Origin of the sequence: Companilactobacillus halodurans (genome assembly GCF_009600995.1) — a bacterium.
Classification (GTDB): Bacteria; Bacillota; Bacilli; order Lactobacillales; family Lactobacillaceae; genus Companilactobacillus; species Companilactobacillus halodurans.
In genome coordinates this window covers 32,476-52,870 of the sequence record NZ_VDFO01000018.1, presented here as the reverse complement: position 1 = coordinate 52,870, position 20,395 = coordinate 32,476, and the positions used below count along the sequence as shown (strand labels likewise).

Below are 20,395 nucleotides of genomic sequence, written 5' to 3'. Positions count from 1 at the left end.
GCGTATCAATCTTCAAATTTTTTGGCTCCGAGCAAGCTCGTCAGCCAAATAAAAAACAGCTAGACCAATTATGATCTAACTGCTTATGTAAACTGCCATCAACTTAATTTGACGAACAGCCAATTTTCTTTGCTATTCCGGACTAAATAATGGTTTTATTTTTTATATAAGAAGCAAATAGCCTCTCTTTAGATATAGTCGATAAACTATTATCTAAAGAGAGGCTATTTTTATCTGAAATCATTTTAAATAAATAATAAATGACGTTATCCAGTCGGGAGTGGCAGCTTTGTGGATGCTCAGTACTGAAATTTCATTTAGCGATTTATCGCTTAATGAAAGACCAATCTTTAAGACAATTCCCGGTTCTGGAATTGGCTTAAAGTTGCGTCCAGTACGTTCCAGCATCCACAAAGCAGAACGGACGACGACATCCAGCACTAACCCCACTCTCTTAATATATAAGTTGAATTATAAACATTAATATCAATTTTTCGTTAAGATAGATAGTACTAATTATCAAAAGGAGTTCAAAAAATGGAATTTGAAGATACTGTTAATCAAAGACACTCAATTCGTAATTACAGTGACAAGAAAGTCGATCCTGACATCATTCGTAAAATTGTCGAGATTGCTCAAAAGTCACCTTCTTGGGTCGATTCTCAACCTACTAAAGTTTATGTTGCAAAAGGCAAGGCTTTAGACAACATCAGAACAGCTTATCAAAAAAATGATCAAGCAAAGATCAAATCACAGCCTGACCTTCCAGTTATGCACCGTGAAGATTGGAATGAACGCACTCAAGAAAATATGCAGCAATGGAGACACGAAATCGTCCATCACTTTGATGACTTCGATCAAGCACACACTCAAATGACTGGTGCAAGCGTCAATCTTTATCATGCACCCGTTATTCTTTTCATCACCATCCCCAAAAATTCATCGCAATGGTCGATTTTTGACGCCGGATTATTCAGCCAAACTTTGATGTTAGCTGCTAAAAATGAAGGCCTTGATACGATTCCTAATTACACCAGCGTGCGTTTCCCTGATGTAGTCAGAAAAGAAATTTCCATTCCAGATGATGAAACGCTCGTCGTCGGTGTTGCCTTAGGATATGCGAGTGACCAAACTATCAATAGCTTTGAATCATCCCGTAAACCAGTCGCTGACATTTTGAAATCAGATAATTAATCTTAATTTATTTTAGCAAGTTGTGTTGTTCTAGATATTGATGAGCAATCACGCTTGCTTTTTTGTGTTTAACTGTAACTTGATAATTCATCTTTTGCATATCTTCAGTCGAAATCTTATTCGACAACTTGTTCAAACTCTTAACGATTTCAGGATGCTTCTTGGCAAAGGATTCCTTCATCAAAGGTGCACCTTGATAAGGTGGGAAGAAATGCTGGTCATCTTTTAAGACTACCAAATGATATTGTTGAACTTGTGGATCAGTCGTATAACCATCGACCAAGTTGACCCGTCCGTCAGCAATTGCCTTGTAGCGCAAAGTTGGCTCCATTGTCGAAATCTTAGCAAAGTCCAAGTTATACTTCTTCTTCAAACCTAAATAACCATCTTGTTGATTAGAGAAATCAGGGTCAAAAGCAGCATGAACTTTATCATTGACGCTCTCCAAATCACTTAATTTAGTAACGTGATATTTCTTAGAGAATGCTTTTGTAACAGCCAAATCATAACCATTTTCATACTTCATTGGCGTTAAGTATTTCAAACCATGTTGCTTTGAAATTTGATTTTCAGCGACATGGTAAAGTTTCGTGGCATTCTTTGGCGTCTTCTTATCATATTTAACCAACGACTCCAAAATCGTTCCGGTAAATTCTGGATAAATATCAATTTGGTCCCGTTGCAAAGCTTTAAATAGGAAACTCGTCCCACCAAAATTAGGTTTGAGCTTAATTTCAGCGTTAGGATTATCTTCTTTGATTAAATCCTTATACATATTCATTAAAATCTCTGGTTCACTACCCAATTTACCAGCAATCGTTAGTGAAACTGTTTCTGGTTGAGCAGCTTGATAGACCTTGGCACCACCAAAGCCTAACAACAATAGTAAAACGACAAGACCACTATAATAAATCCGCTTAGTCTTGGCACCGATGAACTTCAGTAAAGCACTGAAGACAAAGGCCAAGATAGCTGATAAGACACCACCAATAACTAAGTAAGAATTATTGTTCTGTTGAATACCTAACATGATGTAATTACCTAGACCACCAGCACCGATAAAGGCAGCTAATGTGGCTGTACCAATAATCATAACTAACGAAATTCTGATACCAGAAATAATCATCGGTAAAGCTAGTGGAAATTCTAGTCGCTGCAATCTCTTCCACTTTGACAAACCAAAAGCGACCGCTGCTTCTTCAAGATTAGGATCAATATTAGTCAAACCGGAATAAGTATTTTGATACAGTGGCATAATTCCGTAAAGAGTCAAAGTGATGACTGCAGGCACTGTTCCGATACCAACTAAGGGAATCAAAAGTCCTAATAGAGCCAAACTAGGAATCGTTTGAATAATTCCCGTTACTTGTAGCATCACTTCACCAGTTCGGCGGTGATTTCTCAAAACGATTGCTAACGGAATCGCAATTACCATCGCAATCAATAACGAAATAAACGAAATACCGATATGTTGATAGAGAGATTTCAAAATTTCTGAGTGTTGACTGGCAATCGTTTGCATTAACATCCCCATAATTTACTCCCCCTCAATCTCGAAATATTTTAATAATTGCTGATTAGAAATTTCATAACCCTTTTGTTGATATTGGAAAGCAAATTTAGGTGTCGTTTGCAGCTTTTGAATCAACTCACTGAATTCGGAAATTTCTGGCAGACTGTCTTGATAATCGATTTTTGATAGTAGTCCTGAATCTATCAAGAAGTTGAGATTCCACCAGTGTGGAGTTCCCGCACCAAAGAAACTCTTAACGAACTTGTTAGCTGGATGTTGCATAATCTCGTTAGGAGTTCCAACTTGTTGTACTAAGCCATGATTCAAAACGGCGATACGCTGTCCCATCTTCAAAGCCTCTTGCATATCGTGAGTCACAAAAACGATTGTAGTATGGAATTGTTGATGCAATTTCAAAACCAGTTCTTGAGATTTATTACGCAAAACTGGATCAAGAGCACTGAATGATTCATCCATTAAAACTGTTTTAGGTCTTGTGGCTAAAGCTCGTACGATGGATACACGTTGCTGCTGTCCACCGGATAATTCATTAGGCATTCTTTTAGCGTATTCTTTAGGATCCAGTTCAACCGATTCAAGCAGTTCAGCTGCTCTTTGATGGCGTTCTTTTTTGCTAACGCCTTTTTGCTCTAATTGAATGGCAATATTATCTTCAACGTTTAAATTAGGAAACAAACTGCTGTCTTGCAAAACATAGCCCATGCTCAAGCGTAATTTTTGGACATCATGATCTTTGATTCGTTTGTCATCCAAATAAACATTGCCACTTGTTGGCACGGTCAATTGGTTCAACATTCTCAGCAAAGTCGTTTTTCCACTACCACTGGGACCGACTAAGACGAAGAGTTCATTGTCATGAATCTCTAAATTAATTTTGTCCAAGACGACATTGTCCCCGTACTTCATGCCAACGTCTTTATAAGTAATCAATTTCTTCCACCCTCTCTTTTAAGCGACTAAGTAAGGTTAAACCATAGTTGCTTTTTGCTCCAGACAAAAAATTAAGTATTTACTGGGTAATACTTTAATTACTGAAGTTTTTATAATTAGCTTCTCATTAAAAATAAAAACGATTACCACATATCCGCAGCTGCAAACACGCAATGATCGTTTTTAACTAACTATTTAAATTTTAATTTTAACCTTGTCCATCTTTAAAGGCAGGATACAAGGTCATCCCGCCATCGATGAATAAAGTGATACCTGTAACATAACTAGATTCAGAAGATGCTAGCCAAGCAGCACCGGCCGCAACTTCTTCTGGTTTACCGATTCGATTCATTGGCACCATTGAAACTGTCTGATCATATTGTTCTTTGTCCGCAAACTTTTTAGCATTGATTGGCGTATTGATGGCTCCTGGTCCAATTCCATTAACTCTAATACCATCTTTGGCATATTCCATGGCAATGGTCTTAGTAAACATTTTCACGCCACCTTTAGCAGTTGTATAACTGGCAAAGGTAGGCCAAGGAATTTGTTCATGAACTGATGACATATTGATGATATTGCCTTGTTTATTGTGTTTTTCAAAGTAAGCTATCGCTGTCTTGCAACCTAAGAAGACACCTGTCTGATCGACTGAAATAACTTTTTGCCAATCATCAAGCGACAATTCATGAGTTGGCGACTTGATCTCCATGCCAGCATTATTGACCCAGACATCGAGGTCGCCGAAATTGTCGACAGCCGCATCGATCAAAGCTTGATTGCCTTCTTCAGTTGAAACGTTAGCTTGGATAGTAACTGCCTTGCCACCGTTTTTTTCAACGATTTCAGCAGCTTTCTTAGCTCCATCTTCATCGCTATGATAATTAACAACGACCGACATATGTTCCTTGCCGAAACGCTCGGATATAGCAGTTCCGATACCTTTAGAACCGCCAGTGACAACTGCCACCTTGTTCTCTAAATCTTTGTACATAAATTAAGCCCTCCAATGTGAAAACTCATAAATCAAGATTCAGGTATAGAAATATAAATATACCGCTTACTCAAGTTTATATTTATCTTGGAAAAACTCAAAGAATATGCCCTTAACTCAACATGAAATCGCTCGCAATCTTCAAAGCTTCTTGACGGGAATTGCCCAAAGTAAACCCGTGATCAGCATCATCCAATAAGTGCAAATCACTTTGAGGAAGGCTCTTCTTGTAACGTTTTGATGCAATATTGTTCACCACTGTATCCTTCAAGCCGTGAATCAAACAAACTGGACCGCTGTATTGACTAGCGACTTCATAAATTGGCAAAGTTTGCGCTGTCCGCAAGTAAAAGCCTCCTAAAGTTAATCCCTTCTTGATTGGCAAAGTATCAGGAATATTGTTGGGGTCATAAGTGTAACCTTGAGTATCACCCTTTAAGGCATCATCTTTTAAAGTAGCAGCTGGAGCCAACAAGGCTAATTTATCGACCTTATCGTGATAATAACCGGCAATCATGCTAGCGACCACGCCACCTTGAGAATGTCCCAAAAGATAGAGCTTTTTAACGCCCTTGATACTTCTGGCATAATCTAAAATTGCCTTGCCATCAGCGATTTCATTGAGTACCGTCATATTTTCGAATTTGCCATCGCTTTGTCCGTGGCCATTGAAATCAAATCTCAATGTTGCCAAACCTTTATCCTCAAAAGTTTTTGCCAGTTGGTACAACAGCTGATCTGGTGTCACGCCTCGATTAGAAGTGAAACCATGCATCAAAACTACCAAATTAAACTCATCTTTTGCTGGTTTTTCTAACGTCCCTCTTAAAGTCAATCCATCACGTTTAATTTCAACATCCATTTTTTAACCTCTTTATTTCAATTTTTTGATTATGATTATTCTAATACTAATCTGTCGTCGGGAAAAAGAAGAAGTTTGTTGACAAATTCCATTTATTTAGTTAGTGTACTAACTAAATAGGAGGCATCAATTTTGAACACCGGCTATCTTTTAATGCAGGTTGCAAAAGACTTGCGCTACGAACTCAATCAAGCACTAATAAAATCAGATTTAACGATTCAACAGTGGGCTGTCTTGGAACAAATATCTTTGTTAACTAAAACTACGCAAAACACCGCTAATTTAATTTCTAAAAATTTGGATATGGATAAACCTACCATCTCAGGTATCAGTAAACGCTTGGTGGTTAAGGAATTGATTCAAAAAGTTCCCAATCCCGCTGATAAACGTTCGCAATTACTGACCTTGACTGAAAATGGGCAAACTGCTTTAAAGCTAGGACAAAAAATTAGTGATCAAGTCCTACAAAAGCACCTCGAAACGTTAACTGCCACTGAACAGCAACAATTACAATCGACTCTCAAAAAAATAAATGGAGATTTTTAAAATGGAAAAATTCTTAATCATCGGTGCCACGGGAAATATTGGCTTTCCTTTAGTTCAATATCTCAATCAAAATTCAGACGTTAACTTAGTCGTTGGGGCTCATAATGTAACTAAAACTCAAGCGACTTTTAATAATTACCGCAATCTTGAAGTAAAGCACTTTGATTTTTTAGACCCAAATACCTTTAATGATAGTTTTTCGGGCGTGTCCAAAGTTTTTTTCGTTCGTCCACCGCAGTTAGCCAATCCAAAAGTTGATATGTTGCCTTTTTTGAAATTTGCTAAGAACCAAAGGATTCAACAAATCATCTTCGTTTCTTTGATTGGCGTGGAGAAAAATCCGATGACGCCACACCATAAAATCGAAAAGATGATTGAAGAATTGAACTTGCCTCACACTTTTATTCGACCCAGCTTTTTTATGCAAAATTTGAATACGACCCATCAATTCGACATTCAAAAACATCATGACCTCTTTATTCCGGCTGGAAATGCCAAAACGAGTTTTATCGACACCCGCGATATTGGTGAAGTAGCTGCTATTTCTTTACTTGATTCAAAATATCTTGGTCAAAAGCTCAATATCACGGGTCCCATGGCTTTAACTTATTCTGAGATTGCTCAGATCATGTCCGAAATTTTGCCCTTTAAAGTCACCTACAGCAAACCTAGTTTATTGAAATTCCGGAAAACGATGCTTCATCGTGGTCTAAAAAAGGATTATGTCAACGTAATGGTGATGCTTTATTTGATTACGCAATTAGGAAATGCCAAAACTGTTACCAAGACTGCCGAAAAAGTTTTGGGCCGCAAACCGCACAGTATTCAAACTTATATCAAGGATTATCAAAATGATTTTGAGTAATCAAAAACGTTGTCATGCCATATAAAATGTTTTAAATTTAATATATAAGATAGTAATTGGAGGGATGTTTTGATGTCTGAAAAGTTTGATTTTGATGTCTTATATATTGGAGCTGGTCACGCAACGTTTGACGGTGCTGCGCCTTTAGCTGAAACTGGCGTTTCTGTTGGCGTTATTGAAAGCGGTTTAGTAGGTGGCACCTGCCCTAACCGTGGCTGCAACGCTAAAATTGCCCTAGACGAACCAGTCAAAATGACTCGTGAAGCACAACGGATGCAAGGAATCGTCAAAGGAAATATCTCAATTGACTGGCCTAAAAATATCGACCACAAACAAGAAATCATCGATGTTTTGCCAGATGGCTTAACAGCTCGACTGGAAAATGCTGGTGCCAAAATTATTAAAGGTCACGCTCAATTCAAAGATAATCACACGGTTGTCGTTGACGATAAGAAAGAAGTTACAGCTGAAAAAATCGTTATCGCTACTGGTTTAAGACCTCACCGTTTGGATATCGAGGGCACAGAACTCGGTCATGATAGCGAAGACTTCTTAAATCTCAGAGATTTGCCAGAAAAATTGACGATTATCGGTTCTGGTTATATTGGAATGGAATTTGCCACAATGGCTAACGAGGCCGGTGCTGATGTCACTATCATGTTGCATAGCAACAAAGTGTTAAGAAAATTTTATCAGCCTTACGTTCAAAAAGTCGTTGACGACCTCAAAAGCCGTGGCGTGACATTTATTGAAAATGCTGACGTACAAAAATTTGCCAAGAATGGCGATAATTTCACCATTACTTACCAAGACGGCAAAACTTTGGAAACTGGCTGGATTCTTGATGCAACTGGCCGGATTCCTAACTTAGAAAATCTTGGACTCGAAAATGTTGGCGTTAAATACGACAAGACTGGTGTTTTCGTCAATGATTATTTGCAAACTAATATCGACAATATTTACGCTGCTGGTGATGTTGTTTCAAACGACTTGCCAAAGGTCACTCCAGCTGCCTACTTCGAATCTAAATATTTGATGTCATTATTCTCTGGACAAACTAAAGATCCTATCAAATACCCTGTCATCCCTTCAGTCGTCTTCACATCCCCAAGAATCGCTCAAGCTGGTATGTCAGTTGATGAAGGAAAAGAAAAGAACTACGATATCAGCACTAATGATTTAGCCAACTATTGGTACTACATCGTCGACAAAGAACCTATTGCCGAGAGTAAACAGATTCACGATAAAGATGGCCACTTAGTTGGTGTTACCGAAATCAGCGACCAAGCAGAAGATGCTGTCAATGCTTTGTTGCCTGCTATTGAATTCAAATTCAATCGTGAACAAGTCGGCCGTTTAATTGGAATCTTCCCAACTATCGGTTACGCTGCTTGGCACAGAGCTTAAATTTTAATTAGATACAAAAATAGCGTTGACCTCATTTGAGATCAGCGCTTTTTTATTCCATTAAATTAAACTTCTTCTTCAACAGCTTCTGATTCTTCATTCTTAGCAGAAACACGTTGCATCTTTCCCAATACTCCACGAGCGATTGGTCCAACAATCAATAGTTGCAAAGGTAATGCAACAATCAAATTAAAGATCCAAGTGTGACCGTAAGTAGCCAGAATGTGACCGTTCGATAATTCGCCTTCAACAGCGATTCCGAAAAATGACATCAAAGTAACCATACCAAGAACCATCAAAACTGAAATAGTGATACCGATTAAAACGGTCTTTTTCTTCATATATTCATTGATAATGTATTTGAAAGCTAATCCCTTAGCAATTGGTCCAACGATCAATAGATCTAAGATAATAGCAACTATAAGGCCTAATGGATAACCCTTTAAAATTGCTACAACTAATGCACCAAAGCCCCCAGCGAGTCCTTGTGACATGGCAACATTATATCCGGTCATTACAAGCACCATCAATCCGGCCATAATGGCAGTGAATACAACTTCTTCTTTTAAATTACGTGGCATATTTATCCTCCTATGTTTAGTGACAGAGTTTAAATATATCACGTTAAAATTATTTTCATAAGTTACAGTTTGATTACATTTTTAAAAAAGCGCTTGCATTTTAAATAATCTAGTGACAATTCGTTTCTATAAAAAATATTTATTGAATTATCTTTGACAAACAACTGTCACGCACCCAAAATAATAGAGACATCAAAATAATAGAAAACGTAGGTAAATTTATGGATAAGCAAACAAAGTTTGTTAAATTATCAAATATTGGTTTGGACGGTTTAGAACTATACAAAAAAGCAGAAACAGGATATTTGGATAATATTTGTTATTTATATACTAGTAAAAATAGCAGCAGTACATTTGTAGCCATGAACTCCACTCAAAAAGTTTTAGACTTTTACAAATTCCACACTTCAATGGACAAAGACGACATCATGAAGAAAATCATCGAACTCTTTAAAGACGACGAAGCCACTGACTTCAAGAAAGTCTTCGAAAGCGTCAAAGAATTCACGTTAACTGACAATGTCGTTGTTGAATTGCCTTTTGACAATGGTATTTTCAAAATCTAAATTAATCCGAATTGGTGATAGCATTCTTTCGTTGTTCAATCTTTAAGAATTGTTTTTGAGCAACATCAAATAAAGTTTGTTCATCATCAGTAGCTTTTAAAGTACCTAACGTGTAAAGTGCGTCTAAATTAGCAACTTCAAAAAAGCTACGTAGATTTTTCAATCTTCTGGCTTGATCGTCGGTGTTTTCAACCCATCCCCGTTCAGCCATCTCTTTATATGGAAACTTTTGTGCTAGTTTAGCTTCACTTTCATCACTTAATTCACGTCGCACTTGGGCTAAACGTTCTTGATAACGTAACTCAAGTTCACTCCAAATCCTAGCAGGTACACCCAAAACACTCTCAAGTCTTTGGGCAACATCAAAAGTTAGTTCCACTTTGCCTGTAATTAAGTGACTGATATGTTTTTCACTCATGTCCATTCTAACGGCAAATTCTTTTTGAGACATCTGACGATTATTCAATTGTTCTTTGATTGTGAACCCTGGTGGGACCGCGATTGTTTGATTGCTATGTGGAATCATCAATTTTACCTCCAACTTGCTAATGATAATCAGTTATTTCAATAATTTGAACTACTTGTAATCCCAGTTTTGATTTAACAAAAATAAGGCGATATGGCTGAATTAAATCCATTGCATACTGACCCTTTCTACTTCCATGCAGTGGATGGCATCTGCCAATAGATAATTGAACTAATTGTTCTACCGTTTCAAAGGACCAAATCTCAGATATTCTTTGTTCAATTTTTATTGCCATGTCTAATCCAAATTTCCGGATTGCAATATCATTATGTAAACATTCACGTTCAATTTTATTATTTTTAAATGTAATTCTCATATCGTCCTCTGGAAATTTACCTTTGAGGTAAATTTATTTTATCATTTTTAACAAACTTAGACTATATTTTTGATCTTCGCTATAAAAAAATACGCAAAAAAGCTGGTGATAATTTAATTTTATTATCACCAGCTTTTTCAATCATTAAAAAATAAAAAGTCTAATATTATTATGGAAACTAAAATTTTCTAATTCTTATTAATCCTAACATTAACGTTATTTCCCATATTCTTAATCACATTTCGATAATTGCTGGAATCAAATTTTCCAATAATATGAATTCCTTCATAGTAATCTTCTGTGCCCCAGTAAAAGACGATTCTTTGTTGTGGCGACCAATAACCAATTGTACCCTTGGTTCCTTCATGTCCACTTGGCATTCCTTTAGTAGGCAAAGAATGATTCAAGTCAGCAACTTTTTCAGGCATATCGGCGTAATCTCTAAAGCTCAAAGTTTTGGGCAACTCTTTGGCAAAGGCTTTTGCAGCACTAGAATTATTCAAATGTGCCTTTAATCTAGTTCCATTAATAGATATTGTTATTTTAGTCTGATTGTCTTTTTGAGCTGTTGTAACTTTACTCGTCCGTTTATTAGTGCTTTGAACCGTATTATAATTATCCGTTTCATTTTGCGAACAGCCAGCTAATAACGTAATAGCCATGATAGTTAATAATAATCTTTGGAATACTTTCATATTTCACCCTCTAGTTTTGTTTGGTTACATACTAGTGACAAAATCAATCCATGTCTAATACTTATATACTATCGAAAAGTATAATCATAAATTATACAAAAATACTGATGATAATCAAAAATAGATTACCATCAGTATTTTAAAAACTTATTTATTAATCATTAGCGTGAACGTCAAAAGCACCTAATAATTGATCTTTAACACCAGGAGCATCAGGATCGTGCATTCCCTTACCATTACGGTCAAGAGCACGAATAGCGTCCATTTCGTCAGATGTTAACTCGAAGTCAAAGATTTCCTTATTTGACTTGATACGAGCTTCATGAACTGACTTAGGGAAGACGATTACACCTTCTTGATGTTCGAAGCGCAAGATGATTTGGCCGACATCCTTGCCGTATTTCTTAGCCATATCATTAAGGATTGGTTCATTAAACAATTCCTTATCGCCTTGGCCAAGTGGACCCCAAGCTTCAAGTGTTACATGAGCTTTAGCCATAGTCTTACGCAAATCTTTTTGTTGGAAATATGGATTGAATTGAACTTGGTTGACACTAGGCATTGTCGCAAACTTTGGAACAAATTCATTCCAGATTTTAACTGTCATATTGGAAACACCGATTGAGCGAATCTTGCCGGCCTTTTTAGCTTCTTCCATAGCTTTCCATGCTTCATCAACTTTGCCATATGGTTGGTGAATCAAGTAAAGGTCAATATAATCTAAACCTAGTTTATTAAGTGAAGTATCGATGGCCTTCTTAGCATCTTCATAGGCGAAGTCCTGTAACCACATCTTAGAAGTTACCCAAATTTGGTCACGAGGAATACCGCTATCTTTGATAGCCTTACCAACTTCTTGCTCGTTGAAGTAAGCAACTGCTGTATCAATGTGACGGTAGCCTAACTTCAAAGCATCAGCAACTGCTTTATAAGTTGAACCGTCGGCTGGAATCTTGAAAACTCCAAAACCGAATGATGGAATTTCAGTACCATCGTTTAATTTAAATGTTGGAATATTTGTCTCTGCCATATTTCTCTCCTTTTCACTTTTTGTACATCTTAATAATATAACTAAATTAGATATATAAAAATTACTAAATGAGTATGGTAGTATTCGTCATTCGTATACTACAATGAAGCTAAAAGATTTCGTCAAGTGGAGGTTAAAATGTCACAAGATTATTTAACAGCTCCAAACAAAACAATTACCAGCACATCTGGAATCACCTTTACCTATCGAGAATTGGGAAATGATAAAGATATTCCATTAGTTTTTTTCAACTTCATGGCTGGAACTTTGGACACTTGGGATTCCCGTTTGATCAACCGTCTTGCTACAAAAAGACACCTGATAATTTTTGACAACACTGGCGTTGGTAATTCCAGTGGCAAAGTTCCGACTTCAATCAGACAAATGGCACTCGATGCTTTAACGTTTATTCGAGCTTTGAATTTAAAACAAATCGACGTCCTCGGCTTTTCCATGGGCGGTATGGTAGTTCAAGAATTATTGGAACTCGACTCGACTATCGTCAGAAAAATCATTTTAGCTGGCACTGGTCCTCGTGGCGGAGTTGGTGTTTCCATTGCTGAAAAAATTAATAACCCTAAATTTTTAAAATCGTTATCACACATAAACAATATCAGGTCATATTTATTTTTCACTAAGATACCTAATGAAAAAATGATGACCAAAACTTACTTGAAACAAATTAAAACTAGAAAATTCAATCGTGATAAAAATGCCACCCCAGCGGTTTATTTGAGACAGTTAAAAGCTATCAATGCTTGGGCTAAAGCCAAACCCAATGATTTATCAATAATTACAAAACCAACGTTAATTGTCGACGGCGCCAATGACATTATGGTTCCGACCATAAATTCATATGAATTAAATCGAAGAATTCCTAATAGTACTCTAATAATCTATTCCGATGCTGGACATGGCAGTCTTTTCCAACATTTCAAACGATTCTCCACTTCAGTAATCCAATTTCTCGAGGAATAAAAGAAGCACCCATTATTATGAGTGCTTCTTTTTTCTAGCTTCGTCTAATGAAATAACATTATTATCTTTTTTTCTTAATTCAAATTCTTTTTCAGCTTCTGCTAGCATCTTAGGTTCACCGGCAATCAAAAATCGTTTATAACTTTCGGCCTTCTTTTCTTTGAGCCAACCTTTTTGAGCAACGAAATCGAATAATCCTGAAAGTGCCGGAACTATTTTTTTATAATCATCTTCCGCTAAATCTAAATTCTCAACAAATTCCATCTGCATAATTTCAGTCACGGCTTTTCTAGTCCAAGACTTAGGAGTTTTGCGATAAATATTGTAGCCAAATTCTGTTAAAGCTGACATAATCAAATCCAAAAAATCGGCTGTCACACCTTCTGGACGTTTTTTCCACTCTGGACTTTGAACATAAGTTTCGACCCATTTATCAGCGTAACTAGCAATGTTATCAGCAATATGTTGACTCCATCTAGGAAGATTCGGATTATTATGATCTGGTTTAGCCATTTGTGCTTCTGGGAATTTGCCGTTAAGACCAATTTTTACTTCCAAGACATTTAAAAGTTGTTTTAATTTTTTAGATGAGACAGAAATTTTTTTATTCGCTGCTAAATAATTCAAAACAGCTTTAATAATATCGTAAATCGTTGTGACCATTCTAAAAGACTTAACATCGCCTTCATCCAATTCATCGACCATCGACATAATCAAACTGACGATAAACTCTTCATCCCATTTAGTGTAATCGCCAAAATCAGAATTATCTGTCACTGCACTGATCATCTTGATGCCTCTAACAATCATTTCTCGAGAATAGTCATGAAGTTGTTTACACTCAGAACTTTCCAGAAATTCTGGAATTATATCTTCTAATTTTCTAGTATCAGCCATTTTTCTCCTAAAAACTTTTCTTTCCCAAATTATACAATAATGATTTTAAACGACAAAAAAACAGCAATGATAATGTTACTTTCATTGCTGTGATTTCTATTCTCTTACTAAAACTATTTAATTTTTCCACCAAAGACAGGATAAGCACTGGCATCGCCATAGTCCATCTTATCTTGTTTAGCCAAAGTTGCCATATCTTCATCAGAAATTTCAAAGTCGATATCGGCATTTGACTTCATGTGGTCGGGGTTAGCTGTCTTAGGCAAGACAACGACATTCAATTGCCAATCGAAGCGAATGCACAATTGAGGAACGCTGACATTATACTTAGCAGCCATCTTCTTGATAACATCATTGTTCATAGCAGCACCGTGAGCAATTGGTGAGAAGGCTTCGACCACGATATCGTTATCTTGTGAATACTTGATAAGATCTAGTGGCGTATCGCCAATGTGGATTTGGATTTGGTTAACAGCAGGCTTAGTATCGCTGTTCTTAATCAAATTGTCCAAGTCTTCTTTTTGGAAACTTGAAACTCCGATAGTCTTTAATTTACCAGCTTTAACAGCATCTTCCATGGCACGCCAAGCTTCCAAATTACCTTCAAAGTGACGGTCGTTACCTTGGTTAACTTCGTTCCATGGTTGGGGATTGTGAATAATCATCATATCCAAGTAATCTAAGTCCATCTTTTTCAAAGTTTCATCGATGGATTTCTTAGCGTCATCGTAATTTTTGAGTTCAGCGGCAACTTTTGAATTAACAAAAATCTCATCACGTGAAACATTGGTATTTTTAATACCTTCACCAACACCACGTTCATTACCATATGCTTGGGCTGTATCAATGTGACGATAGCCAATGGCCACAGCATTTTCAACTGCATCTGCGACCTTGTCATCAGGTATTTCCCAAACTCCTAAAGCTAATCTAGGAATCTTGATTCCATTGTTCATTGTGTAAGTTTCATCAAATACTGACATAAATTGCCCTCCATTATTTGTAATCATATTCATTATAAATTTTATTAAACTTCTTGTCCCGTAGGACGAATTACCATTTCATTAACAGCCATATTCTTGGGCGTATCGATAACATTCTACACTTCATCAGCTTTTGTCACATCAGCTGCACTGTTGCGGCTCCGATACCACTGGAAGCTCCCATAATTACCACTACTTTGTCGTTTACACTCATTTAGTTTTTCTCCTTGATCGTTTTGATAACACTAGCTGGAACTCCACCGACAATGGTGTTAGCAGGGACATTGCGTGTTACCACAGCACCGGCTGCGACAACAGCATTTTCACCAATGACCGTCCCCGGTGTAATCGTAACGTTAGCGCCTAGCCAAGCATTGTCGTGAATATAAACTGGTTTCAGTTCCAAATGCCGACGTTTGCTAGGTTGAACTTGGTGATTGACGGAAGCAATCGTGGCATTAGGTCCAATCAAAACTTTATCGCCAATGTAAATTCCACCTAGATCAACGAACATTGAACAACTGCTGATATAAACTTTTTTACCAATATGTAAATTTCGACCAAAATCGGTCCGAAATGGCAAACGAATTTCCGTTGTTGAATCAATTTTTTCATTCGTTATCTTTTCAACGGCCTGACGAATCTCGTTTGGTTCGTGAGCACCGGTATTTAATTCTTGAACTAGCTTTTGATTGATCTGGTTGATTTTTTCAACTTGATCATAAGCTTCTGTTCCTAAATTCATTTTTTTAGTCATCAGTTCACCTCGTTTCCTAACTGATTGACTCAAGTATACAAACTGACTAATATAATGTTAAATACTTATTAATAATCAATTACTATAACTTTTAATTATCAATCGAGGCAAACCTATGGATATCAGAGTTCTTCGTTATTTCGTTACTATCGCACGTGAACAAAACATGTCAAAAGCTGCACGGATGTTGCACGTTTCACAACCGGCACTTTCCAAACAAATCTCAGAACTCGAGGCCGAATTAGGAATCAAGCTGTTTGAACGTAAGCATCGCCACATTCAACTGACTCAAGAGGGATATTATTTGTTAGAACGAGCTGAAGAAATCATTGGTTTAGTCAACAAAACGACCTACAACTTGCAAAAACAAGACGTAGTTAGTGGAACCTTAGATATTGGTGCGGGCGAAAGTATCGCCATCAAGTATGTTATGGAAGCTGTTAAAAATATTTTACACAAGTATCCCGAGGTTCATATCAATCTCCACAGTGGTGACGGCGAGGAAATCCTCTCTGAACTAGACAGTGGCGTCTTGGAATTTGGCGTTATCATGGGACATCGCGATTTAAGCAATTACAATACTTTAGTCTTACCTGCTAAAAACCGTTGGGGTGTAATCATGCGTGAAGATGAACAGCTGGCTCATCAAAAAAGCATTCAACCTAGCGACTTATTGGGGAGAACTTTGATAACGTCACGCCAAGCTAAAGAACACCAATTGCTCAATCAATGGAGCAATGGATTGTATGAACAATTCAATTTTGTCGGCAGTTATAATCTGATATTTAACGCTGCCCTCTTGGTCAAAACTGGCGCTTGCATGGCTTTGACTTATGATGATTTGATTGATTCGCCTTCCAATACGGGCTTAGTTTTTCGACCCTTGGAACCAGAATTGACTGACCCTAACACGCTTATTTGGAGTAAAGACCGTCATTTGCCTAATGTTGGAAAATTATTTTTAGATGATTTACAGACTACTATTAAAAAGAACACTCCATAAATTTCGCGTGAATTCATAAAGTGTTCTTTTTCTATCTTATTTTCTAAAATTTACTTATCACTGACAATAATCAATGATTTGATAGCTGTCCGCTTATCCATAGCTTCATAAGCATCTTGAATTTGATCAAGCGTAAATCTCTTAGTGAAGACTTTTCCAGGGTTAATTTTGCCACTCAAAACAACATCTAACAAAATATTCTTATCATCGGTTGTAACTGAAGCAATTCCACCACGAAGTCCAATATTCTTCCAGAACAAATTATTAGTATTCATTTCTGGTTTTTGAGGAACGCCGACACGACCAACGATGGCACCAGGACGGCCGACTTTAACAGACGTATCGACTGATTGTTCAGTCCAGACACATTCAAGAACCGCATCAGCACCATTGCCATCTGTTAACTTCATAACTTTTTCAACTGCCTCATCGCCACGTTCAGGGATAATGTCAGTTGCTCCAAATTCTTTAGCCAATTTTTGTCTATCTTCATGACGACTCATCGCAATGATACGTTTTGCACCACGTAATTTAGCAGAAATAACGCCAGATAGTCCAACAGCACCATCACCCATGACAACAACTGTATCGCCATCTTTAACTTCAGCACTAGCTGCAGCATGGTAACCAGTAGCCATAACATCAGCCAAAGCTAAGAAATTGTTGAGCATCTCATCTGAATAATCTTCTGGTTGACCAGGAATCTTAACTAGAGCCCAGTTGGCATTGATGAATCTCAAGTATTCACCTTGATAACCACCGTTGCCACCAGCTTCTTTATTCATACAATCTCCGTCAAAACCAGCTAGACAAGCAGCACAGTGACCGCAACCATGAGTAAATGGAGCAATTACAAAGTCGCCAACTTTAACGTCTTTAACATCTGTTCCAACTTCTTGAACGATTCCGATAGCTTCGTGACCAACAGTTGAGCCTTTTTCACGTTTAGAAATTCCACGGTACCACCACAAGTCTGATCCACAGACACAGGCACGAACAATCTTAATGATTGCATCAGTTGGTTGTTGAATCTTAGGCATATCATAATCTCTGACTTCTACTTTTCCTGGTTCTACAAATGTTGCTGCTTTCAAAGTCTGAACTCTCCTAATTGATTATTTTAAATTTGCTAAGCTTGAACCAAAGATTTGTTCGATTGTTGTTGGATCACGGTGATCAAAAAATTGACTTTCGTGTTTATCTAATGAGGACATAACTTTCATGTCGTCATCTGACAATTCAAAATCAAAAACATTGATGTTTTCTTCCATACGGTTCTTGTGAACTGACTTAGGAATAACTACGATGCCGCGTTGTAACAACCATCTTAAGATAACTTGACCATTTGACTTATCATATTTTTTGGCAATTTTAGCAATCGTTTCATTAGTAAAGATGTCATGTTTACCTTCAGCGAATGGTGCCCATGCTTCAACTTGAATATCTTCGCCTTGATTGAACTTAACTTCATTATTTTGTTGATACCAAGGACTGACCTCAATTTGATTGAGAACTGGTTTAACTTCATTTGATAATTCAAGGTTCTTAACTTGGTCAGCGTAAAAGTTAGAAACTCCAATAGCGCGAATTTTACCAGCTTTATAAGCTTCACTCATTGCACGCCAAGCTCCAGCAACATCCCCATAAGGTTGGTGCATCAAGTACAAATCAAGATAATCGGTATCTAATTTTTCAAGAGAAGTATCAATGGCTTTTTTAGCACGTTCATAATTAGCATCTGAGACCCAAAGTTTTGATGTTAAAAAAATATCTTTTCTATCAATGCCGCTTTTTTTGATAGCACGACCAACAGCCTCTTCATTTTGATAGGCTGCCGCAGTATCGATCAATCTGTAGCCTGAATCGATAGCATCAACTACTGCTTGTTCACATTGTTTCAAATCGGTAACTTGGAAAACACCAAATCCTAATTGTGGCATTTCGATGCCATTATTTAATTTAACTGTTTGCATATTTTTGCCTCCGTTTTTCTCTTTAACAATGTTTATACTATCCTGATTGTCTTTGCTTGAAAATTACTAAATAGGAATGGTAGTATGCGTTTATCGAATACTAAGAGGTGATTTCTTTGATCGATAACTATTTGCTTGAAGAACTAGTCGCATTTAAAAAGTATGGCACACTGGCGGCGACTGCTGAACACCTGATGGTAACTCAACCGACTGTTACACGTGGAATGCAAAAGCTGGAGGATGAATTAGGCGTACAAATATTCAATCGTCAGCCCAATCGAATATCCTTAACTAAAACAGGTGAACTAGCTGCCACTGAAGCTCAAGGGGTATTAAAAGCCAACCAACAATTCTACGACAATATAAGGAATTTTGATTTGGGACATCGAGTTATTAAAGTTGCCTCTGCCGTCCCTGGACCTTTAATTTTATTCGATACGATGAAAGATTTAGCCAAAAATGTTAAAGTCGACAAAACCCTTTTTTCAACTGACAATGTGACACAAAGCTTGATTGAAAATAACTATTCCATAATTATCACCAACCAAGAGTTCCAAACACCCGCTGTAGAATCACTTTATATTGGAACTGAAAAATTATCAGTTAATTTGGATAAATTCATGGCGTTAGCTAGTTTGAATTCAGTTACCTTCAAACAATTAAAAGGACTTAGCTTTATCGTTTTAACTGACATCGGAGTTTGGAAAGATATTATCCAACAAGAGATTCCTGATGCTAAATTTCTTTATCAAGCTCAAAGGGCTGCCTTTTCAGAAATCACCCAATATTCAAATTTCCCTTATTTCACTACCAATATATCTAAAGTCGACCGTTCGTTAATTGAAAATGACGATCGGATCAAAGTTCCTATCAGTGATAAGGATGCTTCAATGGATTTATATGTCACCTACCTTAAAGAAAAGAAATCACAACTGAATCCCTTGATCAAAGAAATTCATAACACTTGGAATAAATTACAATAAAAAAGGAAATCATGACGATTTAAAACGTCTGATTTCCTTTTTGAATTAATATACCGGTCTATCTTTACCTTGCGTATTGGGATCAGCGATTCCGACTGAATCGTTCGCCAAATATTTTGAATCGGAGATAATTTTAACGATAACATCAGCCATACTTTGACGTGAACCAGATACTCCAACATATTCTTCATCTTTATGAGTAATCGAATACTTAACCTCATCACGATCATTTAGCCAGGGGAAGCGAAGTGTCGTATAAGTTAAACCTGATTCTGACAGAATCTTATCCGCATTAATGGCCGCTGGCAAGCCACTTTTGACCATACTATAATTCCAACGACCGAATTCACCAGGTACTTCATTGTAGATACCAAGTAAATTGGTTGCTACAATCCGTGAAACCTTATTTGCCCGTATCGCCTTAACGACATTATTAGTAATAATATTGTCAGAAGTGTGATCGACCATTGAAATATAAACTAAATCTTGGCCTTTCATAGCGGAATTGACGTCATTAAAATTAGTGACATCCCCATCGACAATCGTGACGTTCTCATTATTTTTCAGTGAATCCAAACGACTGCTGTTGCGCAAAAACAAGGTTAATTTCACATCTGCCTGCTCTTGCAAAATCCTGCTCTCCACGATTCTGGCGACTTGACCATTAGCGCCTAAAACTAAAACTCTCTTCATATTATTTCCTTCTAACTGACTTGATGAATCCAGTATAATCTCACCTCTCAGTTTAAAAAATTACTTGTTAGTTATGCTAGCA

General features: G+C 37.1%; 24 protein-coding genes and 1 pseudogene. 8 read left to right on the top strand and 17 right to left on the bottom strand.

Features of this window, described 5'->3' with window-relative positions:
- Window positions 1–240: 240 nt before the first annotated feature.
- Window positions 241–441, bottom strand: a complete 201-nt coding sequence (locus FHL05_RS06060) for a hypothetical protein (RefSeq protein WP_153385610.1) — start codon at window positions 439–441, stop codon at window positions 241–243.
- A 96-nt stretch (window positions 442–537) separates the two neighbouring features.
- Here FHL05_RS06060 and FHL05_RS06055 point away from each other — a divergent pair, with 96 nt between their 5' ends.
- Complete coding sequence (locus FHL05_RS06055; protein ID WP_153385609.1) at window positions 538–1,194, top strand: nitroreductase; 657 nt, start codon at window positions 538–540, stop codon at window positions 1,192–1,194.
- A 7-nt stretch (window positions 1,195–1,201) separates the two neighbouring features.
- Here the strand turns inward: FHL05_RS06055 and FHL05_RS06050 are convergent, their stop codons facing one another.
- From FHL05_RS06050 to FHL05_RS06035, 4 genes are all read right to left on the bottom strand, one after another.
- On the bottom strand, window positions 1,202–2,728 hold the full coding sequence (locus FHL05_RS06050) for an ABC transporter permease/substrate-binding protein (RefSeq protein WP_153522265.1): 1,527 nt from the start codon (window positions 2,726–2,728) through the stop codon (window positions 1,202–1,204).
- Window positions 2,729–2,731: 3 nt separating this feature from the next.
- Complete coding sequence (locus FHL05_RS06045; protein ID WP_153522263.1) at window positions 2,732–3,658, bottom strand: ATP-binding cassette domain-containing protein; 927 nt, start codon at window positions 3,656–3,658, stop codon at window positions 2,732–2,734.
- Window positions 3,659–3,866: 208 nt separating this feature from the next.
- Complete coding sequence (locus FHL05_RS06040; protein ID WP_153385606.1) at window positions 3,867–4,652, bottom strand: glucose-1-dehydrogenase; 786 nt, start codon at window positions 4,650–4,652, stop codon at window positions 3,867–3,869.
- A gap of 112 nt (window positions 4,653–4,764) precedes the next feature.
- Complete coding sequence (locus tag FHL05_RS06035) at window positions 4,765–5,514, bottom strand: alpha/beta hydrolase (RefSeq protein WP_153385605.1); 750 nt, start codon at window positions 5,512–5,514, stop codon at window positions 4,765–4,767.
- Between the two features lie 132 nt (window positions 5,515–5,646).
- On the opposite strand from FHL05_RS06035, the gene FHL05_RS06030 reads away from it, so the two are divergent.
- The 3 genes from FHL05_RS06030 to FHL05_RS06020 all read left to right on the top strand — a co-directional run bounded on the left by FHL05_RS06030 (window position 5,647) and on the right by FHL05_RS06020 (window position 8,332).
- Entirely contained in the window at window positions 5,647–6,060 is a 414-nt protein-coding gene (locus FHL05_RS06030; RefSeq protein WP_238333978.1) for a MarR family winged helix-turn-helix transcriptional regulator, read from the top strand.
- A gap of 1 nt (window position 6,061) precedes the next feature.
- Window positions 6,062–6,925 carry an NmrA family NAD(P)-binding protein gene (locus FHL05_RS06025; RefSeq protein WP_153385604.1) on the top strand — a complete coding sequence of 288 codons (864 nt, stop codon included), beginning with the start codon at window positions 6,062–6,064 and terminating at the stop codon, window positions 6,923–6,925.
- A 72-nt stretch (window positions 6,926–6,997) separates the two neighbouring features.
- The gene (locus FHL05_RS06020) at window positions 6,998–8,332 is read left to right on the top strand and encodes a dihydrolipoyl dehydrogenase family protein (protein ID WP_153385603.1); all 1,335 of its coding nucleotides are present in this window, start codon (window positions 6,998–7,000) and stop codon (window positions 8,330–8,332) included.
- Between the two features lie 65 nt (window positions 8,333–8,397).
- Here the strand turns inward: FHL05_RS06020 and FHL05_RS06015 are convergent, their stop codons facing one another.
- The gene (locus tag FHL05_RS06015; protein ID WP_153385602.1) at window positions 8,398–8,913 is read right to left on the bottom strand and encodes a DUF2798 domain-containing protein; all 516 of its coding nucleotides are present in this window, start codon (window positions 8,911–8,913) and stop codon (window positions 8,398–8,400) included.
- Window positions 8,914–9,134: 221 nt separating this feature from the next.
- On the opposite strand from FHL05_RS06015, the gene FHL05_RS06010 reads away from it, so the two are divergent.
- Window positions 9,135–9,479, top strand: coding sequence for a hypothetical protein (locus FHL05_RS06010; protein WP_153385601.1), 345 nt, complete (start codon window positions 9,135–9,137; stop codon window positions 9,477–9,479).
- A gap of 1 nt (window position 9,480) precedes the next feature.
- Here FHL05_RS06010 and FHL05_RS06005 read toward each other — a convergent pair whose 3' ends face one another.
- The 4 genes from FHL05_RS06005 to FHL05_RS05990 form a co-directional block, all read right to left on the bottom strand.
- Entirely contained in the window at window positions 9,481–10,005 is a 525-nt protein-coding gene (locus FHL05_RS06005; RefSeq protein WP_153385649.1) for a helix-turn-helix transcriptional regulator, read from the bottom strand.
- Window positions 10,006–10,024: 19 nt separating this feature from the next.
- Window positions 10,025–10,321 carry a type II toxin-antitoxin system RelE/ParE family toxin gene (locus tag FHL05_RS06000; RefSeq protein WP_153385600.1) on the bottom strand — a complete coding sequence of 99 codons (297 nt, stop codon included), beginning with the start codon at window positions 10,319–10,321 and terminating at the stop codon, window positions 10,025–10,027.
- Between the two features lie 188 nt (window positions 10,322–10,509).
- On the bottom strand, window positions 10,510–11,016 hold the full coding sequence (locus tag FHL05_RS05995; protein ID WP_153385599.1) for a cyclophilin-like fold protein: 507 nt from the start codon (window positions 11,014–11,016) through the stop codon (window positions 10,510–10,512).
- A 154-nt stretch (window positions 11,017–11,170) separates the two neighbouring features.
- Complete coding sequence (locus FHL05_RS05990; protein WP_153385598.1) at window positions 11,171–12,046, bottom strand: aldo/keto reductase; 876 nt, start codon at window positions 12,044–12,046, stop codon at window positions 11,171–11,173.
- A 138-nt stretch (window positions 12,047–12,184) separates the two neighbouring features.
- On the opposite strand from FHL05_RS05990, the gene FHL05_RS05985 reads away from it, so the two are divergent.
- Window positions 12,185–13,024 carry an alpha/beta fold hydrolase gene (locus tag FHL05_RS05985; RefSeq protein ID WP_153385597.1) on the top strand — a complete coding sequence of 280 codons (840 nt, stop codon included), beginning with the start codon at window positions 12,185–12,187 and terminating at the stop codon, window positions 13,022–13,024.
- Between the two features lie 15 nt (window positions 13,025–13,039).
- Here FHL05_RS05985 and FHL05_RS05980 read toward each other — a convergent pair whose 3' ends face one another.
- The 4 genes and pseudogenes from FHL05_RS05980 to FHL05_RS05970 all read right to left on the bottom strand — a co-directional run bounded on the left by FHL05_RS05980 (window position 13,040) and on the right by FHL05_RS05970 (window position 15,661).
- Entirely contained in the window at window positions 13,040–13,921 is an 882-nt protein-coding gene (locus tag FHL05_RS05980) for a hypothetical protein (RefSeq protein ID WP_153385596.1), read from the bottom strand.
- 113 nt (window positions 13,922–14,034) lie between these two features.
- On the bottom strand, window positions 14,035–14,904 hold the full coding sequence (locus tag FHL05_RS05975) for an aldo/keto reductase (protein WP_153522261.1): 870 nt from the start codon (window positions 14,902–14,904) through the stop codon (window positions 14,035–14,037).
- A gap of 139 nt (window positions 14,905–15,043) precedes the next feature.
- Window positions 15,044–15,118: pseudogene (locus FHL05_RS12920) on the bottom strand (SDR family oxidoreductase); the annotation flags it as partial.
- Window positions 15,119–15,661 (bottom strand): DapH/DapD/GlmU-related protein, encoded by a 543-nt coding sequence (locus FHL05_RS05970; RefSeq protein ID WP_153385594.1) that lies wholly within the window; start codon window positions 15,659–15,661, stop codon window positions 15,119–15,121.
- A 115-nt stretch (window positions 15,662–15,776) separates the two neighbouring features.
- Here FHL05_RS05970 and FHL05_RS05965 point away from each other — a divergent pair, with 115 nt between their 5' ends.
- A complete protein-coding gene (locus tag FHL05_RS05965; protein ID WP_153385593.1) occupies window positions 15,777–16,664 on the top strand; it encodes a LysR family transcriptional regulator in 888 nt (295 codons plus the stop codon).
- 50 nt (window positions 16,665–16,714) lie between these two features.
- On the opposite strand, the gene FHL05_RS05960 is transcribed toward FHL05_RS05965, so the two are convergent.
- Both FHL05_RS05960 and FHL05_RS05955 read right to left on the bottom strand, forming a co-directional pair.
- Entirely contained in the window at window positions 16,715–17,758 is a 1,044-nt protein-coding gene (locus tag FHL05_RS05960; RefSeq protein ID WP_153385592.1) for a zinc-dependent alcohol dehydrogenase family protein, read from the bottom strand.
- Window positions 17,759–17,779: 21 nt separating this feature from the next.
- Window positions 17,780–18,637: an aldo/keto reductase gene (locus tag FHL05_RS05955; RefSeq protein ID WP_153385591.1), complete on the bottom strand. Its 858-nt coding sequence runs from the start codon at window positions 18,635–18,637 to the stop codon at window positions 17,780–17,782.
- A gap of 116 nt (window positions 18,638–18,753) precedes the next feature.
- Between FHL05_RS05955 and FHL05_RS05950 the strand changes: the two genes are divergently transcribed.
- A complete protein-coding gene (locus FHL05_RS05950; RefSeq protein ID WP_153385590.1) occupies window positions 18,754–19,620 on the top strand; it encodes a LysR family transcriptional regulator in 867 nt (288 codons plus the stop codon).
- Window positions 19,621–19,665: 45 nt separating this feature from the next.
- Here FHL05_RS05950 and FHL05_RS05945 read toward each other — a convergent pair whose 3' ends face one another.
- On the bottom strand, window positions 19,666–20,313 hold the full coding sequence (locus tag FHL05_RS05945) for an NAD(P)H-binding protein (RefSeq protein ID WP_153385589.1): 648 nt from the start codon (window positions 20,311–20,313) through the stop codon (window positions 19,666–19,668).
- Window positions 20,314–20,395: the final 82 nt, after the last annotated feature.

Bases quoted from the DNA above. Each gene is read 5' to 3' on its own strand.
- FHL05_RS05995 (WP_153385599.1), bottom strand. From the start codon at position 11,016: ATGAAAGTATTCCAAAGATTATTATTAACTATCATGGCTATTACGTTA.
- FHL05_RS05990 (WP_153385598.1), bottom strand. From the start codon at position 12,046: ATGGCAGAGACAAATATTCCAACATTTAAATTAAACGATGGTACTGAA.
- FHL05_RS06005 (WP_153385649.1), bottom strand. From the start codon at position 10,005: ATGATTCCACATAGCAATCAAACAATCGCGGTCCCACCAGGGTTCACA.
- FHL05_RS06010 (WP_153385601.1), top strand. From the start codon at position 9,135: ATGGATAAGCAAACAAAGTTTGTTAAATTATCAAATATTGGTTTGGAC.
- FHL05_RS06040 (WP_153385606.1), bottom strand. From the start codon at position 4,652: ATGTACAAAGATTTAGAGAACAAGGTGGCAGTTGTCACTGGCGGTTCT.
- FHL05_RS05985 (WP_153385597.1), top strand. From the start codon at position 12,185: ATGTCACAAGATTATTTAACAGCTCCAAACAAAACAATTACCAGCACA.
- FHL05_RS06020 (WP_153385603.1), top strand. From the start codon at position 6,998: ATGTCTGAAAAGTTTGATTTTGATGTCTTATATATTGGAGCTGGTCAC.
- FHL05_RS05955 (WP_153385591.1), bottom strand. From the start codon at position 18,637: ATGCAAACAGTTAAATTAAATAATGGCATCGAAATGCCACAATTAGGA.
- FHL05_RS05975 (WP_153522261.1), bottom strand. From the start codon at position 14,904: ATGTCAGTATTTGATGAAACTTACACAATGAACAATGGAATCAAGATT.
- FHL05_RS06035 (WP_153385605.1), bottom strand. From the start codon at position 5,514: ATGGATGTTGAAATTAAACGTGATGGATTGACTTTAAGAGGGACGTTA.
- FHL05_RS05980 (WP_153385596.1), bottom strand. From the start codon at position 13,921: ATGGCTGATACTAGAAAATTAGAAGATATAATTCCAGAATTTCTGGAA.
- FHL05_RS05945 (WP_153385589.1), bottom strand. From the start codon at position 20,313: ATGAAGAGAGTTTTAGTTTTAGGCGCTAATGGTCAAGTCGCCAGAATC.
- FHL05_RS06055 (WP_153385609.1), top strand. From the start codon at position 538: ATGGAATTTGAAGATACTGTTAATCAAAGACACTCAATTCGTAATTAC.
- FHL05_RS06015 (WP_153385602.1), bottom strand. From the start codon at position 8,913: ATGCCACGTAATTTAAAAGAAGAAGTTGTATTCACTGCCATTATGGCC.
- FHL05_RS05965 (WP_153385593.1), top strand. From the start codon at position 15,777: ATGGATATCAGAGTTCTTCGTTATTTCGTTACTATCGCACGTGAACAA.
- FHL05_RS05970 (WP_153385594.1), bottom strand. From the start codon at position 15,661: ATGACTAAAAAAATGAATTTAGGAACAGAAGCTTATGATCAAGTTGAA.
- FHL05_RS06025 (WP_153385604.1), top strand. From the start codon at position 6,062: ATGGAAAAATTCTTAATCATCGGTGCCACGGGAAATATTGGCTTTCCT.
- FHL05_RS06050 (WP_153522265.1), bottom strand. From the start codon at position 2,728: ATGGGGATGTTAATGCAAACGATTGCCAGTCAACACTCAGAAATTTTG.
- FHL05_RS06000 (WP_153385600.1), bottom strand. From the start codon at position 10,321: ATGAGAATTACATTTAAAAATAATAAAATTGAACGTGAATGTTTACAT.